Origin of the sequence: Variovorax sp. W1I1 (assembly GCF_030815625.1) — a bacterium.
GTDB classification, from domain to species: domain Bacteria; phylum Pseudomonadota; class Gammaproteobacteria; order Burkholderiales; family Burkholderiaceae_C; genus Variovorax; species Variovorax paradoxus_C.
Genome location: NZ_JAUSWZ010000001.1, coordinates 4,359,642 through 4,374,234 on the forward strand (window position 1 = coordinate 4,359,642; position 14,593 = coordinate 4,374,234).

The 14,593-nt window shown below is 68.5% G+C and carries 12 protein-coding genes; 3 read left to right on the plus strand and 9 right to left on the minus strand.

Annotated features, from left to right (window positions below; genetic code table 11):
* Positions 1–58 precede the first annotated feature (58 nt).
* A complete protein-coding gene (locus QFZ83_RS20560) occupies positions 59–1,309 on the plus strand; it encodes an SMI1/KNR4 family protein (protein WP_307509583.1) in 1,251 nt (416 codons plus the stop codon).
* 16 nt (positions 1,310–1,325) lie between these two features.
* Here the strand turns inward: QFZ83_RS20560 and QFZ83_RS20565 are convergent, their stop codons facing one another.
* The 5 genes from QFZ83_RS20565 to QFZ83_RS20585 form a co-directional block, all read right to left on the minus strand.
* Positions 1,326–2,510 carry an FAD-dependent monooxygenase gene (locus tag QFZ83_RS20565; protein WP_307509585.1) on the minus strand — a complete coding sequence of 395 codons (1,185 nt, stop codon included), beginning with the start codon at positions 2,508–2,510 and terminating at the stop codon, positions 1,326–1,328.
* Between the two features lie 5 nt (positions 2,511–2,515).
* Positions 2,516–2,797, minus strand: coding sequence for a DUF6587 family protein (locus tag QFZ83_RS20570; RefSeq protein WP_307509588.1), 282 nt, complete (start codon positions 2,795–2,797; stop codon positions 2,516–2,518).
* A gap of 34 nt (positions 2,798–2,831) precedes the next feature.
* Positions 2,832–4,727, minus strand: coding sequence for a ferrous iron transporter B (locus QFZ83_RS20575; protein WP_307509591.1), 1,896 nt, complete (start codon positions 4,725–4,727; stop codon positions 2,832–2,834).
* A complete protein-coding gene (locus QFZ83_RS20580; protein ID WP_257858508.1) occupies positions 4,720–5,028 on the minus strand; it encodes a FeoA family protein in 309 nt (102 codons plus the stop codon). The genes QFZ83_RS20575 and QFZ83_RS20580 overlap by 8 nt, the downstream gene beginning before the upstream one ends.
* Before the next feature lie 126 nt (positions 5,029–5,154).
* Positions 5,155–5,613, minus strand: coding sequence for a metallophosphoesterase family protein (locus tag QFZ83_RS20585; protein WP_307509594.1), 459 nt, complete (start codon positions 5,611–5,613; stop codon positions 5,155–5,157).
* A 69-nt stretch (positions 5,614–5,682) separates the two neighbouring features.
* Between QFZ83_RS20585 and QFZ83_RS20590 the strand changes: the two genes are divergently transcribed.
* Positions 5,683–7,167, plus strand: coding sequence for a C13 family peptidase (locus tag QFZ83_RS20590; RefSeq protein ID WP_307509598.1), 1,485 nt, complete (start codon positions 5,683–5,685; stop codon positions 7,165–7,167).
* Between the two features lie 26 nt (positions 7,168–7,193).
* Here the strand turns inward: QFZ83_RS20590 and QFZ83_RS20595 are convergent, their stop codons facing one another.
* The gene (locus QFZ83_RS20595; RefSeq protein WP_307509601.1) at positions 7,194–10,061 is read right to left on the minus strand and encodes an aconitate hydratase; all 2,868 of its coding nucleotides are present in this window, start codon (positions 10,059–10,061) and stop codon (positions 7,194–7,196) included.
* Positions 10,062–10,223: 162 nt separating this feature from the next.
* Positions 10,224–10,637 carry a hypothetical protein gene (locus QFZ83_RS20600; protein ID WP_307509604.1) on the minus strand — a complete coding sequence of 138 codons (414 nt, stop codon included), beginning with the start codon at positions 10,635–10,637 and terminating at the stop codon, positions 10,224–10,226.
* Between the two features lie 142 nt (positions 10,638–10,779).
* On the opposite strand from QFZ83_RS20600, the gene QFZ83_RS20605 reads away from it, so the two are divergent.
* A complete protein-coding gene (locus tag QFZ83_RS20605; protein ID WP_306878030.1) occupies positions 10,780–11,631 on the plus strand; it encodes a helix-turn-helix domain-containing protein in 852 nt (283 codons plus the stop codon).
* Here the strand turns inward: QFZ83_RS20605 and QFZ83_RS20610 are convergent.
* Both QFZ83_RS20610 and QFZ83_RS20615 read right to left on the minus strand, forming a co-directional pair.
* Positions 11,534–13,819, minus strand: coding sequence for an acyl-CoA dehydrogenase (locus QFZ83_RS20610; RefSeq protein ID WP_306878032.1), 2,286 nt, complete (start codon positions 13,817–13,819; stop codon positions 11,534–11,536). The two genes, QFZ83_RS20605 and QFZ83_RS20610, sit on opposite strands and share 98 nt — an antisense overlap.
* A 133-nt stretch (positions 13,820–13,952) precedes the next feature.
* The gene (locus QFZ83_RS20615; RefSeq protein ID WP_306878034.1) at positions 13,953–14,588 is read right to left on the minus strand and encodes a hypothetical protein; all 636 of its coding nucleotides are present in this window, start codon (positions 14,586–14,588) and stop codon (positions 13,953–13,955) included.
* Between the last annotated feature and the right edge of the window lie 5 nt (positions 14,589–14,593).

Here is a 14,593-nt window from a genome sequence, read left to right on the forward strand (position 1 = left end):
GGTTGCCACACCCGCGCAAAGCGCTACATTTTTGGCAACAACGACGGAGGCCACTGCCATGCACAACATCCGGTTCTCACCCGACGAGATCTCCACCTTGCGGGCACACGGCGTCGTGATGTTCGCGGACCGCGTGATCTTCGATGCGCAGCCGCCGATGCCGGCGCAGCAGATCGCCGCGGTGCAGGCCCTCTGCGCAGGACCGATTCCCGAGGCAATGGTCGCGTTGTGGCAAGAGACGGCGGGCGGACGCCTCGACTACGACCTCGCGCTGCCGATGAACGGCAACATCGAGAGCGTGAGCTGGTCGGAACTCTTCTGGGACGGCAGCGACGGCTACCACGACCTGCAGGGCTGGATCGAGCACGAGCAGGCGCTGGCCAAAGACGCCGCTGCCGAGAACGGCGCGCCCTGGAACGGCAAGCTCACGCACCTGCCCTTCGGCGGCTTCGAGTACCTCGACCGCATCTACGCCGTGGTCGAGCCCGGCGAGGCGTACGGCCGGGTCATCGCATGGAAGCAAGGCTTGCCGCCGGCCTGGACGCACGCCTTGCACGAAGACACGTTGAGCACCATCGCACCGGACCTGCAAGGCGCCTTCGCCGCATTGCACCTCGACGAAGACCCGCTGGCCCCCACGAGCGATTACTTCTCGGGCCAGACCCTGCTGCAGTACCTGGACGACCGCCACCAGGACCACGGGCTGGACCTCGACCTGATGGACAAACTGGTCACCTTCTACTGCCGCGCCGTGGTCGACTGGCGCACGCCGCTCGCGGACGGCACGCTGCGCCATCACCCGGCGCTCGCGCGCGCGGCGCTCCATCACGCGATCGCGACCGACGATGCGCCGCTGGTGGCCGATCTGGCGGCTTCGGGCGTGAGCTTCGACGGGCCGCAGCAAGGCAGCGCCCTCGCGACCGACGTGGCGTTGAGCCAGAGTGCCTTCGCAGCGGCCGCGGCCTTGGTGCGTGCGGGCGCGCCGGTGGCAGCCGACGCCTTGCGCAACGTCGATGGCCAGATCGCGCCCGAGCTCACGAGCGCGCTGCTGGCCAACGGGGCCGAGCCGAGCGTGGCGGCCATCGTCAAGTGCGTGGCATGCGGTGCGCCCGCGAGCGCGCACCTGATCGCCGATGCCTGCACCGAAGCCGGCATCGACGTGCCGCCGGCCTTTGTCGCGGAACGCGATGCGATGCTGACGGAACTGGAAACGACGTTGGTGAAAGTGCGCGATGGCTCGCTCGGGCACTACCTCGGGCCGGAAGGTTTGGCGGAACGCATCGAACACCTGCAGACCTTCAGGCTCTGAAGGCCCGAGGGTTCATTCAACCGCCGTACAGCCAGGGCTGGTCGAGCAAGCGCGCGCCGAGCGTGCGCATCGCGAGGTCGCGCCCGAAGCGCACAGGGCCGGTCGCATGAAAGACCTCGCCGTTGCGCCGCGCGCGGGCCTGCACCTGCGCATTGCGCTGCCAGCGCGCCTCGGCGTAGCGCGCGAAGGCTGCGGGCACCTCGGCCGCGCTGCCAGCGCCCAATGCTTCGGCCAGCGCGACGGCATCCTCGATCGCCATGCCGGCGCCCTGCGCGAGGTACGGCACCATCGGATGCGCAGCATCGCCCACCAGCGCGACGCGCTCGTGCGCCATGTCGGCGGCGGAGGTCAGCGGCGCGCGGTCGCTGAGCGACCAGGCGCGCCAGCCGGGCATCGCTTCGAGCAACGCCTGCAGGCCGCCGCCGCTGCGGCCCGTGGCCTGCTGCAAGGCCGCGATGCTGCTGGACTGGTCCCAGTCGCGCGCATCGCCGGCCGGTGCGGATTCGGCGATCACCACCACGTTGAGCCAGTCGCCGCCGCGCACCGGGTACGCCACGGCGTGGAGATGCGGGCCCAGCCACACATCGATCTGCTGGCGCCGCAATGCCGCGGGCAAGTCGGACTGCAAGGCCAGCGCGCGCCATGCCGTGTGGCCGGTGACGCGAGGTGGCTCCGCAGCCGCGGGCGTATCGAGTTGGCGCCGCACCATGCTCCAGAGACCATCGGCGCCCACAAGCGCCTCGCCCTCCCAGGCGCGGGCATCGGCGCTCGAGACGCACACGAGGTCGTCGCTGGTCTCGACCTGCTTGATCTGCGCGGCCGTCACCAACGTGCCGGTGCCGCGCGTGCGCACCGCTTCGAGCAGCAGTGCATGCAGGTCGGCACGGTGTGCGCAGAAGTAGGGAGCGCCGTAGCGCTGCTGCATCGCATCGCCCAGCGGCAGGCGGGCCAGCACGGCATCGCTTCCGGCACTGCGGACCACCAATGCATCGGGACGTGCCGCGATCTTCGCGAGGCCCGTGCCCAGGTCCAGTTGTTGAAGGCGCCGCGTGACGTTGGGTCCGAGCTGCACGCCGGCCCCGATCTCGCCGAAGACCGCCGCCTGCTCGAAGACATCGGCGCGGTGCCGGCCCCGCGAAAGCGCCAGTGCCGCGGCCAGCCCCCCGATGCCGCCCCCGGCGACGAGGATGTGCGTGGGCATCGGTCTCAGAGACTGTTCGAGAGGGCCTTGTCGGCTTGCGTGGTGTTGGTGCTGACCGGTTTCTTGGGAGCGCAGCTGCCGCAGGTGTCGCACGAGCCACAGCCCGAAGTCTTGGCGAGCGATGCGGCCAGTTGGTTGGCGCGCTCTTGGTCGACCAGGCCGGCACGCTGCGTGCCGGCTGCCAGCTTGTGGGCCGCGCTGCGCCGCCAGCCTGCGGGCATCCAGCGCCAGACCGCGTAGAACGCGGCGGCCGCGACGATCAATCCGACGATCAGTTGTTGGGTCATTTCTTCTTCAAACCTTTCAGCGTCAGGAGCGGTTTTAACCCGCGCCCAGTGCCACTGCAACGTGATAGGTGATGAAGCACGCCGCGTAGGCGAGCGCGAACAGGTAGCCCGCCATGATCCACACGTACTTCCACGAGGCCGTCTCGCGCTTCACGGCGGCCAGCGTCGAGATGCATTGCGGTGCGAACACGTACCAGACCAGGAGTGACAGCGCCGTCGCCAGCGACCAGCTGCCGGCGATCAGCGGCTCGAGCGCGCCGGCCACGTCGTCGCCTGTGGCCGAGAGCGCGTACACCGTGCCCAGCGCGCCGACCGCCACTTCGCGCGCCGCCATGCCCGGCACCAGCGCGATCGAGATCTGCCAGTTGAAGCCGATGGGCGCGAAGATGTATTCGAGCCCGCGGCCGATCATGCCGGCCAGGCTGTACTGGATGGCCGGTCCGGTCGCGCCTTCGGGTGGCGACGGGAAGGTCGACAGGAACCACAGCAGGATCGTGAGCGTGAGGATGATCGTGCCCACGCGCTGGATGAAGATCCACGCCCGCTCGTAGAGGCCGAGCGCGAGGTTGCGCAGGTTCGGCCAGCGGTAGGCGGGCAGTTCCATCAGAAGCGGCGAATGCTGCGTGGTGTCGCGGAACCGCTTCATCACCCAGGCCACGGCCATCGCCGAGACGATGCCGAACACGTACAGCGCAAAGAGCACCACGCCCTGCAGGTTGAAGATGCCGCCCACGGTGCGCGCCGGAATGAAGGCCGCGATGAGCAGCGCATACACCGGCAGCCGCGCCGAACAGGTCATGAGCGGCGCGATCATGATCGTCGTGATGCGGTCGCGCCAGTTGCTGATGGTGCGGGTCGCCATCACGCCCGGAATGGCGCAGGCGAAGCTGGAGAGCAGCGGAATGAACGAGCGGCCCGACAGGCCCACGGTGCCCATCACGCGGTCGAGCAGGAAGGCCGCGCGCGGCAGGTAGCCCGAGTCTTCCAGCGCGAGGATGAAGAGGAACAGGATCAGGATCTGCGGCAGGAACACGATCACGCCGCCCACGCCCGCGATCACGCCATCGACCAGCAGGCTCTGCAGCATGCCTTCGGGAATAGCTGTCTTGAGCAGGTTGCCGAGCGCCTCGGTGCCGGCCTTGATGGCGTCCATCGGCACGTTGGCCCAGCTGAACACGGCCTGGAACATCAGGAACATCGTGACGGCCAGCACCACCATGCCCCAGACCGGATGCATCACCACGCGGTCGATGCGGTCGCTGGTGGCGAGGCTGCCGACCGGCTCCTTCACCGCGAGGCCGAGGATGCGGCGCACCTCGCGCTGTGTGGCCAGAACGTCGTCCAGACCGGGCGCCTGCCAGGGCTGCGGTGCGGCGGCGGCGACCGGTGCGTCGAGCGCTTCGAGCAAATTCTTCGCGCCGCCGGTGTGAACACCGACGGTTTCGATCACCGGCACGCCGAGTTCGCGCGAGAGCACGGCGGTGTCGACCGCGATGCCCTGCTTCTTGGCCATGTCCGTCATGTTGAGCGCCACCACCATCGGCAGGCCGAGCTTCTTCGCCTCGAGCACGAGGCGCAGGTTCAGGCGCAAGTTGGTCGCGTCGGTCACGCACACCAGCAGGTCGGGCAGCGCTTCGTTGCTCTTGCCTGTGACGATGTCGCGGGTGACGGCTTCATCGGCGCTGAGGGCGTTCAGGCTGTAGGCGCCCGGCAGGTCGAGCACGAAGACGCGGCGGCCCGTGGGGGTGCGCAGCGTTCCTTCCTTGCGCTCGACGGTCACACCGGCGTAGTTGGCGACCTTCTGGCGGCTGCCCGTCAACAGGTTGAAGAGCGCTGTCTTGCCGCAGTTGGGGTTGCCGAGCAGCGCGATGCGCCCCGGCTGGGCGGTGGGGGCGAAACCGCCGGGTCCCTGGATGACGGCTTCAGCCATGGTTGGCGGCTCCCGGCGTGACGTGGATGAGCGCGGCCTCGTGGCGGCGCAGCGCGAAGGTGGTGTGGCCCAGGCGCACTGCCAGCGGCTCCCGGCCCGGAATGCCGCTCGCGACGATGCGCACCGCCTCGCCCGGCACGAAGCCGATTTCGGTCAGGCGCAGCACGAGCTCGCGGTCGTCCGCGCCCTCGGGGCGCGCCACGTCGAGCACGGTGGCCCACTGGTTGTTCGGAAGCTGGTCGAGGCGCAGGGCGACGGCCGTGGTGTTGGCCGGCGCGGTGCCGAAATCGTTTGTTCGCACGGTGGGGCGGCGCCCTGGAGACCGGGCGCACCTGTAAGCAAAACCTAGATGCTATCAATTCTCAATTGCAGACACCTGACTAAAGCCCTATGACCACGAAGATCGGGGCTTTTCTGCAAAGGGAATTCAGACGAGCTCGACGATGCGCGCCGACACCGCATTGCCATCGACGATGAGCTCGGCGACCGCGATCGGCAATTTGAATCGCCGCGGGCCGGCGCTGCCCGGGTTGACGTAGAGCACGCCGTCGCGCTCCTCGATCTTCGGCTTATGGGAGTGGCCGGAGACCACCACACGGACGCCCGCCCCAGCGGGATCGATGTCGATCTGCGAGAGATCGTGAATGGCGTAGATCACCACGCCGCCCACCTTCAGGAATTCCGACTCGCCAATGCCGTCGGCCCACGGCTCCCGGTCGTTGTTGCCGCGCACGACCGTCAGCGGCGCGATGGCGGCCAGCGCTTGGAGGATGCTGGCGCTGCCGATGTCCCCGCCGTGCACGATGAAGTCGCAGCCTTGCAGGAAGGCGGTGGCTTCCGGCCGAAGGAGGCCGTGCGTGTCGGAGATGAGACCGATGCGATGCATAAGATGAAAGTTCTTCTCGCTAACCCGAAGGTGCTGCAATGCGGGTCGGGGGTGCCGTTTGGCAAAGGCATGATCGCCGCCATGCCCGAGGACATCATCGCGCCCCCCACCGCTGCCCAAACGCCCGAAGCGGCGCCGGCCCCTCCCCTTTCGCCACCTGCCGAACCACCGGTTGCGCCGCGTGCAAGCCTGCTGCACTGGATCGCGGCGGGCCTGCGCACCGCTTTCCTGCAGCCGCCGCGCATCGAAGCCGCGCCCGCGCCCTGGCAACTGTTGCTGCTCGTGCTGCTGCCGGAATTGGTCTGGCTCGGCCTCGGCCGTTTCGAGGTGCGCGGGCCGGTCGAGCTCAGCCCCACGGTCGCGCTCTACCAGTTCTGGATGTGGGGTGCGCTCGCGTGGCTGGGCTGGGGCGCGTTGCAGGGCGGACCGGGCCGGCTCGCACGCTGGCTGGTGCTCGCCACCTGGGCCTCGTTCCCCGTCAACCTGCTGTTCATGAGCCTGACGCTTGCCCTCGCGTACGGCTGGTCCCCTGCGTTCCTCAAGAGCACGACGAACGTCTGGCTGGTCTACGGCGTCGGCTATGCGTGGATGCTGATCGCGATCACTCGCCTCACGGTGCGCGAGGCCGTCGTGCGCTGGCGGATCGCCTTGTTCGTGCCGGGGCTCGTGGTGCTGATGGCGCTGGGTTTCTGGCAGTCGCTCAACATGCAGGAGCGCGTGTGGCACGTCGACTACGCCGCCGCGGCGGCCGCCCGGCCCCAGCGCCCGACGCTGGAACTCACGCAGGAAGTCTTCGAACAGCAGCAGGCGCTCTGGGAGCACGCGGTGGCCGGCATCGGCGAGCGGCGGCCCGGGCAGGTCAATGTCTACGGCCTCGTGTTCGCGCCCTACGCCGCCGAAGACGTGTTCCTGCGCGAAAGCACGATGGTCGCCAAGCTGCTCGAAGAGCGCTTCGATGCGAAGCAGCGTGTGCTGCATCTGGCCAACCACGCGACCACTGCCGACACGCTGCCCTGGGCCACGCCGCTCAACCTGCAGCGCGCCATTGCCGCGCTCGGCCAGCGCATGGACCGCGAGAACGACCTGCTCGTGGTCTACCTCACCTCGCACGGCGCGCACGACCACCAACTCGCCGCCACGAACGGCGTGCTGACCGTGCCATGGCTCACGCCCGAAGACCTGCGCAAGGCGCTGGACGACGCCGGCATCCGCCACCGCGTGCTGGCGATCTCGGCTTGCTACTCGGGCGGCTGGATCGAACCCCTGGCGAGCGACGAGACGCTGCTCATGACCGCCGCCGACGCCACGCACACCTCGTACGGTTGCGGACGCCTGTCGGAGCTGACCTTCTTTGGCCGCGCGATGTTCGACGAGGAACTGCGCAAGACACACTCGTTCGAAACCGCCTTCGCGGCCGCGGTGCCCGTGATCAAGCAGCGCGAAATTGACGCCGGCAAGGACGACGGTTTTTCCAACCCGCAGATCAGCGTCGGCGAAAAGATCCGCCCGGTGCTCGACCAGCTTGCACAGCGGCTCGACGCCGCCGGCAAGTAGGCACGACTACAAAACGGCGGCGACGATCAGGCGGCCAGCAACTGCCGCAGCACGAACGGCAGGATGCCGCCGTGCTTGTAGTAGTCGACCTCGATCGGCGTGTCGATGCGAAGGCGCACCGTCACCTCCTGGTGGTTGCCGTCGGGGCGGTGCACGACCAGCTTCACGTCCATCTGCGGCTTGAGTTCGCCGCCGATCACCACGTCGATCTTCTCGTCGCCCGTGAGGCCCAGCGTCTGCCATGAATCGGCGCCGCGGAACTGCAGCGGCAGCACGCCCATTCCGACCAGGTTGGCGCGGTGGATGCGCTCGAAGCTGCGCGCCACCACGGCCTTGATGCCCAGCAGCTGCGTGCCCTTGGCGGCCCAGTCGCGCGACGAACCGGTGCCGTATTCCTCGCCGCCGAACACCACCGTGGGGGTGCCCTCTTCCATGTACTTCATGGCGGCGTCGTAGATGAACATCTTCTGGTTGCCCGGCTGGAACAGCGTGACGCCGCCCTCTTCCTGCGTGCCGTTGGCATCCGGCGGAATCATCAGGTTCTTGATGCGCACGTTGGCGAAGGTGCCGCGCATCATCACGTCGTGGTTGCCGCGACGCGAGCCATAGCTGTTGAAGTCGGCCTTGGGCACGCCGTGCGCCTTGAGCCAGATGCCCGCGGGCGAGCTTTCCTTGATCGAGCCGGCCGGCGAGATGTGGTCGGTGGTGATCGAGTCGCCGAAGAGCGCCATGATCCGCGCGCCCTTGAAGCCCGCATCGGCGGCATGCGGCTTCATCTTGAAGCCCTCGAAGAACGGCGGCTCGGCGATGTAGGTCGACTTGGGCCAGTCGTACACCTGGCCCTCGGTGCCCTTGATGCTGCTCCAGAACTTGCCCGGGTCAGTCTTCACCTTGTCGTAGTTCGCGCGGAACGACTTGGCGTTCATCGCAAAGCGCAGGTTCTCGTCGATTTCCTTCGGGCTCGGCCAGATGTCGCCCAGGTACACGTCCTTGCCGTTCTTGCCCTTGCCCACGGGCTCGGTCATCAGGTCGGTCATCACGTTGCCTGCGATCGCGAACGCCACCACCAGCGGCGGCGAGGCCAGGAAATTGGCCTTCAGGTTCGGGTGGATGCGCGCCTCGAAATTGCGGTTGCCCGACAGCACGGCCGCGCCGATGAGGTCGTTCTTGGTGATGGCTTCGTTGATCTCGGGCGTGAGGTCGCCGGCATTGCCGATGCAGGTGGTGCAGCCGTAGCCCGCGAGGTAGAAGCCCAGCTTCTCCAGGTACGGCAAGAGGCCCGCCTTCTCCAGGTATTCGGTCACGATGCGCGAGCCCGGGGCCAGCGATGTCTTGATGTGCGGCTTGACCGTGAGCCCAGCCTCCACCGCCTTCTTCGCCAGGAGGCCCGCCGCGAGCATCACGCTCGGGTTCGAGGTGTTGGTGCACGAGGTGATGGCCGCGATCAGCACGTCGCCGTTGCCGATGGTGACCTGGCCCTTGGGCGCGGGCGGCGCCGTGGCGCTGGTGTGCGCGGCGGCCTTGGTCGAGCGGTTGGCGACCATCTCGACCAGTTCGCGCGGCGAGCCGGCCGGCGGTGCGGCGGCCTCTTCGTCGCCGCCCTGGCCGGCAATGGCGAGCGGATAGCGCTGCTTGAGCTTCTCGGGCGGCTGGTTGAAGCCGTTCGCGTCGTTGGGCTTGCTGTAGAGCTCGGAGAACTTGGTGGACAGGTGACCGAGGTCGATGCGGTCCTGCGGGCGCTTGGGGCCGGCCAGGCTCGGCGACACGGTGCCCAGGTCGAGCTTGACGATCTTGGTGTAGTCGATGTCGCCCGGCGCGGGCATGCCGAACAGGCCCTGCGCCTTGTAGTAGGCCTCGAAGCGTTCGACCTCTTCCTTGGTGCGGCCGGTGCCTTCGAAGTAAGCCACGGTCATTTCGTCGACCGGGAAGAAGCCCATCGTCGCGCCGTATTCGGGCGCCATGTTGCCGATGGTTGCGCGGTCGGGCACGGCAATCGATGCGGCGCCGGGGCCGAAGAATTCGACGAACTTGCCCACCACCTTTTCGGCGCGAAGGATCGCGGTGACGTACAGCACCAGGTCGGTCGCCGTCACGCCTTCGCGCAGCTTGCCGGTGAGCTCGAAGCCCACCACGTCGGGCGTGAGCATGTAGACCGGCTGGCCCAGCATGGCCGCCTCGGCCTCGATGCCGCCCACGCCCCAGCCGACCACGCCGATGCCGTTGATCATGGTCGTGTGGCTGTCGGTGCCGACCAGCGAGTCGGGGTAGTAGGTGGGCACGTCGGCGTTGTCATGCGGGCTCTTGTAGACGCCGCGCGCGAAGTATTCGAGGTTGACCTGGTGCACGATGCCGAAGCCCGGCGGCACGACACGGAAGGTGTCGAAGGCCTGCATGCCCCACTTCATGAACTGGTAGCGCTCGTTGTTGCGCTGGAATTCCAGCTTCATGTTGAGGTCGAGCGCCTTGGGCGTGCCGTAGTAGTCGACCATCACCGAGTGGTCGACCACCAGGTCGACAGGCACCAGCGGCTCGATGGTCTTGGGCGACTTGTTCAGCTTGGCGGCCACGCTGCGCATGGCGGCCAGGTCGGCCAGGAGCGGCACGCCGGTGAAGTCCTGCAGCACGACGCGGGTGACGACGAAGGGAATCTCGTCGGTGCGCTCTGCGTTGGGCGCCCAGTGGGCCAGCTCTTCGACGTGCTTGGGGGAGACCTTCTGGCCATCGCAATTGCGCAACACCGATTCGAGCACGATGCGGATCGACACGGGCAGCCGCTCGATGGTGGGATATTGCTTGGCCAGCTCCTTCAGGGACCAGTATTTGCCGGACTTGCCCGATGCGGTCTTGAAGGTCTTGAGGGTGGACGCAAAGGCGTGAGCCGGTGCTTTGGCCATAGAGGAACTCCTGTTGTTTCGTGGAAGCTCCTCAAGGATAGCGGGGTTCAATGTCAGCTGTTGTAGTCGGTCTTCCCTCTCACGCTCCCTCCGCGCTATGTTCCTCATAGCGAGAAATGCCGGGTAGACGGGCGTTGCCGGCACCTCTCGCGTCGCCTGCGTTCAGGCCAGTGCCATGCCGGCGCTGCTGCGGGTGCGGCGAAGGCCCGCCCATTGCAGTTCGGCCAGCACCACCACGCACAGGGCCTGCGCCAGCACCCAGGCCATGCCCAGCGCAGTGACTGCGAACACGCCGCTCACCAGCAATGCGATGCAGGCCACGGCCCAGCCGAAGTTGCCGAAGATCACGAGGCCGATCAGCGTGCGCGGCGGCGCACTGCGGCTGGCCATGAAGGCGGCGAGCGCCGCATACGCCAGCAGGAACACGCCGGTGCCCATCAGCAGCGCCGCGGGCAGCCCGGTGAGCGCCGCCAATGCGTCGGTGAAGGCCACCTGCAGCGCACCGGTCGCGGCGCAGGAGGCGGCGTCGGCCCACATCACGTTGGGCAGGAAGCGGGGGGAAGTGAAGACGGACATGTGAATCTCCTTGGGGGTCACTGGGGTGGTACGCCGCAAGCCAGTCCTGCCGCGTTGGAGCCAATGATTCCGCCGGGCGTGCATCGCGTCGATGACCTGGGAGGTCATGGCGCCGCGCCGGCACCGCGCCAGAATGCGGGCCATGAACACCACCCGCAGCACCCATTCGTCCAAGGCCGGCCAGCCCGGCGCGCGCGATCCGTTCGGCGCGCATCTCCGGCACTGGCGCACCCACCGGCGCCTGAGCCAGCTCGACCTGGCGCAGGAGGCCGAGGTCTCGACCCGCCACCTGAGCTACGTGGAAACCGGCCGGGCCGCGCCCAGCCGCGAGATGGTGCTGCGGCTGGCCGAACGGCTGGAGGTGCCGCTGCGCGAGCGCAATGCGCTGCTGGTGGCCGCGGGCTTCGCGCCGATGTACCGACAGCGTTCGCTGGACGATCCCGCGATGGCCGCGGCGCGGCGCGCGGTCGACCTGGTGTTGAAGGGGCACGAGCCCTTTCCCGCACTGGCCGTGGACCGACACTGGAACCTGGTGGCGCACAACGCGCTGGTGCCGCTGTTGATGGAAGGTGCCGCGCCCGAGTTGCTGAAGCCGCCCATCAACGTGCTGCGCCTGAGCCTGCATCCCGAGGGCGTGGCGCCGCGCATCGCCAACCTTGCGCAATGGCGCACCCACCTGCTCGAGCGGCTGCTGCAGCAGATCGCGGCCACCGGCGACGCAGTACTGCAGGCGCTGCACGACGAACTGGCGGCCTACCCCGCGCCCGCCGTGAGCCACGACGCGCCCGTCATCGACACCGCGCTGTCGGCCGTCGCCGTGCCCTTCCAGGTGGTCATGCCGAGCGGCGTGCTGAGCTTCATCAGCACCATCACGATCTTCGGCACGCCGGTCGATGTCACGCTGCAGGAACTCGCGGTGGAATCGTTCTTTCCGGCGGACGAGCAGACGGCGGCGGCGCTGACGGCGCTGGCGGCGGCGCAGCAAGCGGGTTGATCGACGAGCCGGCAGGCCGATCGAGATCGGCCCGCCCGTCCGAGTTGCGCGGCGGGCCTTCGAAATCGTCCACCTGGATGACCTTGTCGGCCGCCTTCAGGTAGGCCAGTGCCAGCTCCGGATCGGGCGCCGAACGAGCCGCCTCTTCCAGCGAGTTCGTGCGGCGCAGCACCTTGTTGAGCGCGGCCGTCGTGTCGCCGAGCTGCGCGCCCAGTTCCATCGCATGCATCAGGTCGCGCAGGCCCCCGGCCGCCGGTTCGCTGAGGTCGGGCGCCAGGCGCTCGACGATGCGCGGGTTCGTGCGCAGCAGGTCCGCCAGTTCGATGAGCTGCACATCGCGCAGCGGCGCCAGGTGCGCGGTGCGGCGCAGCACCAGCGCGCCAATCACGCGCCGGCCGGCCGTCGGCAAATTGGCATACAGGTCGCGCAGGATCTTGCCGGCCTCGTCGAGCTGCAGCCGGATCGCGGCCTGCGCGAACGGCAGCAGTTCCGGTGCCGCATCGACGCGATAACGCCAGACGCACGCACTCGCCAGGTACAGGTGCGCGAGCACATCACCCAGCCGCGCCGACAGCAACTCCATGCGCTTGAGCTTGCCGCCGAGCATGCCCATCGCGAGGTCGGCGGTGAGCGCGTACTTGGCGCTCATGCGCGCGATGAGCCGCGCCTCGCGCGCCAGCTCCTGCGGCGGTTCGCCGAGCACCGGCGCGCCGAAGAGGCTATGCCACAGGTTGACCGCCACGTGCTTGCCGTGCGCGATGAGCGCCTTGCCAAGCGCGGTTTCGTCGTTCGCCTGCACAGCCGCCATTTCGTCGAGCACATGCGGATGGCAGCGCACCGCACCTTGCCCGAACACGATGAGCGCGCGCGTGAGGATGTTCGCGCCCTCCACCGTGATCGCGATCGGCGCCTGCCGGTAGGCCACGCCCAGCAGGTTCGACGGGCCCGAGATGATGCCCTTGCCGCCCAGGATGTCCATGCCATGGTTGACCGCGCGGCGCCCCGCCTCGGTGAGCTGCACCTTGAGGATCGCGCTCGCCACGCTGGGCCGCTCACCCTTGTCGAGCGCGGCCGCCGTGAAGCGCCGCGCCGCATCGCTCGCATAAAGCTCCGCCGACATCTGCGCGACCAGTCCCGCAATCGCATGGAACTTGCCGACCGGCAGGCCGAACTGCTCGCGGATCTGCCCGTAGCCGTTGCTCACGTACAGCGCCGTCTGCTGCATCGACGAACCGAGTGCCGGCAACGAAATCGCGCGTCCCGCGGCCAGGCACTCCATCAGCATGCGCCAGCCCTGGCCGACCTGTTTTTCGCCGCCGATGATCCAGTCCACCGGCACGAAGACCTGGCGGCCGTGGATCGGGCCGTTCATGAAGGCGCTGTCCATCGGGCGATGGCGCCGGCCGATTTCCATGCCTTCGTGCGGCACGGGAATCAGCGCGCAGGTGATGCCCAGCTCGCGCTGGCCCTCGGGCCGGCTCTCGTCGATGGCGTGGAAGGCCAGGCCCACCACGGTGGCGACGGGCGCGAGCGTGATGTAGCGCTTGTCGAAGTCGACCAGGAAGCCGCGCGTCGGCTTGCCGTTGAACTCGCGCTCGACGATCACGCCTCGGTCGGGAATCGATGCGGCATCGGAGCCGGCATAGGGCGAGGTCAGCCCGAAGCACGGCAGCTCGCGGCCATCGGCCAGGCGCGGCAGGTAGTGCTCCTTCTGCGCATCGGTGCCGTAGCGCAGCAGCAGCTCGGCCGGCCCGAGCGAGTTGGGCACCATCACCGTGACGGCCGTGGCCACGTTGACGGTGGCGATGCGCGCCACCACCGCGGCGTGGGCGTAGTGGCCGAAGCCGAGGCCGCCGAATTCCTCGGGAATGATCATTCCGAAGAAGCGTTTCTCGCGGAGGAACCGCCACACCTCGGGCGGCAGGTCGTGCGCCTGGTCGATGGCGTGGTCGTCGAGCATGTGGCACAGCGTGCGCACCTCGTTGTGCAGGAAGGCCTGCTCGCGTTCAGTGAGTTGGTTGGGCCCCATGGCCGAGAGCACATCGAAGTCCGGGCGCCCTGCGAAGAGCTGGCCTTCGAAACCGACGGTGCCGGCCTCGAGCGCCGCACGCTCGGTGTCGCCCAGCGGCGGCAGCGCCTTCGAGAAGGGCTGCATCGCCCATCGGCCGATCAATGAAGCCAGAGGCATGGGGTCTCCTTCGCCGCGACGGATGCGCGGATCGGCCTTCATGCTGAACTTCAACGCGCCCGCGCCGGGCCGGTCAAGGGCGTCCCTGCGTGTCGGATGCGGACGCGCCCCAGCCCGCCCGCGATAGGTCCGGCTAGCGGCGCTTGGGCGCCTGTCCGGCCGGAGCTGCCGCAGGTGCAGGCGCAGCGGCGGCGGCCGACGGATCGCGCCAGCCGTATTCGACATAGCGGCGGATCACGAGGCAGCCCGGCGGCGAATCGATCAGCGATACCGACGAGGTCGGCTCCTTGGGATCGGTGTAGACCGCGTAGATGGGCAGCAGGCGCGTCATCTGGTAGTCCTTGAGTTCCTGCTCGGCGACGCTCTGGCAGGTGAAGGGCGCCACCGAGATGCGCTCGGCCGACACAGTGCAGCTGCCGCCGTCGCCGGGAATCGCGGTGATCGAGGCCGCCACCCCGGCGTTCGGGTACTGGATGCCGACCAGCGAGAACATCGGGCCGTCGTCGGGGCGCTTGCGGTCCCAGTCGAGCAGCACGTCGTGGCCGCGGCTGCCCTGCACGGTGAGCGTCGCGAGCCGCGTGATGGCGGGCAGGCAGCGCTTGATGCCCACGCTGGTGGCGGCGCGCGTGAGCGTGTCCTGCGGCGCTGCGGCCGGTGCCTGGGGGACCAGCACGCCTTGTGCGAGCGCGGTGCCGGCGATGGCCCACGCGGCCACGGTTGTCGCAATGGACAGCAGCCGCGCGGATCGTTGTGTTGCAGCAGTCTTCATCCGGG

What these genes read in the sequence shown, in the direction of transcription:
- QFZ83_RS20600 (WP_307509604.1), bottom strand. Translation starts at nt 10,637, where the DNA reads ATGTCCGTCTTCACTTCCCCCCGCTTCCTGCCCAACGTGATGTGGGCC.
- QFZ83_RS20615 (WP_306878034.1), bottom strand. Translation starts at nt 14,588, where the DNA reads ATGAAGACTGCTGCAACACAACGATCCGCGCGGCTGCTGTCCATTGCG.
- QFZ83_RS20565 (WP_307509585.1), bottom strand. Translation starts at nt 2,510, where the DNA reads ATGCCCACGCACATCCTCGTCGCCGGGGGCGGCATCGGGGGGCTGGCC.
- QFZ83_RS20590 (WP_307509598.1), top strand. Translation starts at nt 5,683, where the DNA reads ATGATCGCCGCCATGCCCGAGGACATCATCGCGCCCCCCACCGCTGCC.
- QFZ83_RS20610 (WP_306878032.1), bottom strand. Translation starts at nt 13,819, where the DNA reads ATGCCTCTGGCTTCATTGATCGGCCGATGGGCGATGCAGCCCTTCTCG.
- QFZ83_RS20595 (WP_307509601.1), bottom strand. Translation starts at nt 10,061, where the DNA reads ATGGCCAAAGCACCGGCTCACGCCTTTGCGTCCACCCTCAAGACCTTC.
- QFZ83_RS20605 (WP_306878030.1), top strand. Translation starts at nt 10,780, where the DNA reads ATGAACACCACCCGCAGCACCCATTCGTCCAAGGCCGGCCAGCCCGGC.
- QFZ83_RS20560 (WP_307509583.1), top strand. Translation starts at nt 59, where the DNA reads ATGCACAACATCCGGTTCTCACCCGACGAGATCTCCACCTTGCGGGCA.
- QFZ83_RS20575 (WP_307509591.1), bottom strand. Translation starts at nt 4,727, where the DNA reads ATGGCTGAAGCCGTCATCCAGGGACCCGGCGGTTTCGCCCCCACCGCC.
- QFZ83_RS20570 (WP_307509588.1), bottom strand. Translation starts at nt 2,797, where the DNA reads ATGACCCAACAACTGATCGTCGGATTGATCGTCGCGGCCGCCGCGTTC.
- QFZ83_RS20585 (WP_307509594.1), bottom strand. Translation starts at nt 5,613, where the DNA reads ATGCATCGCATCGGTCTCATCTCCGACACGCACGGCCTCCTTCGGCCG.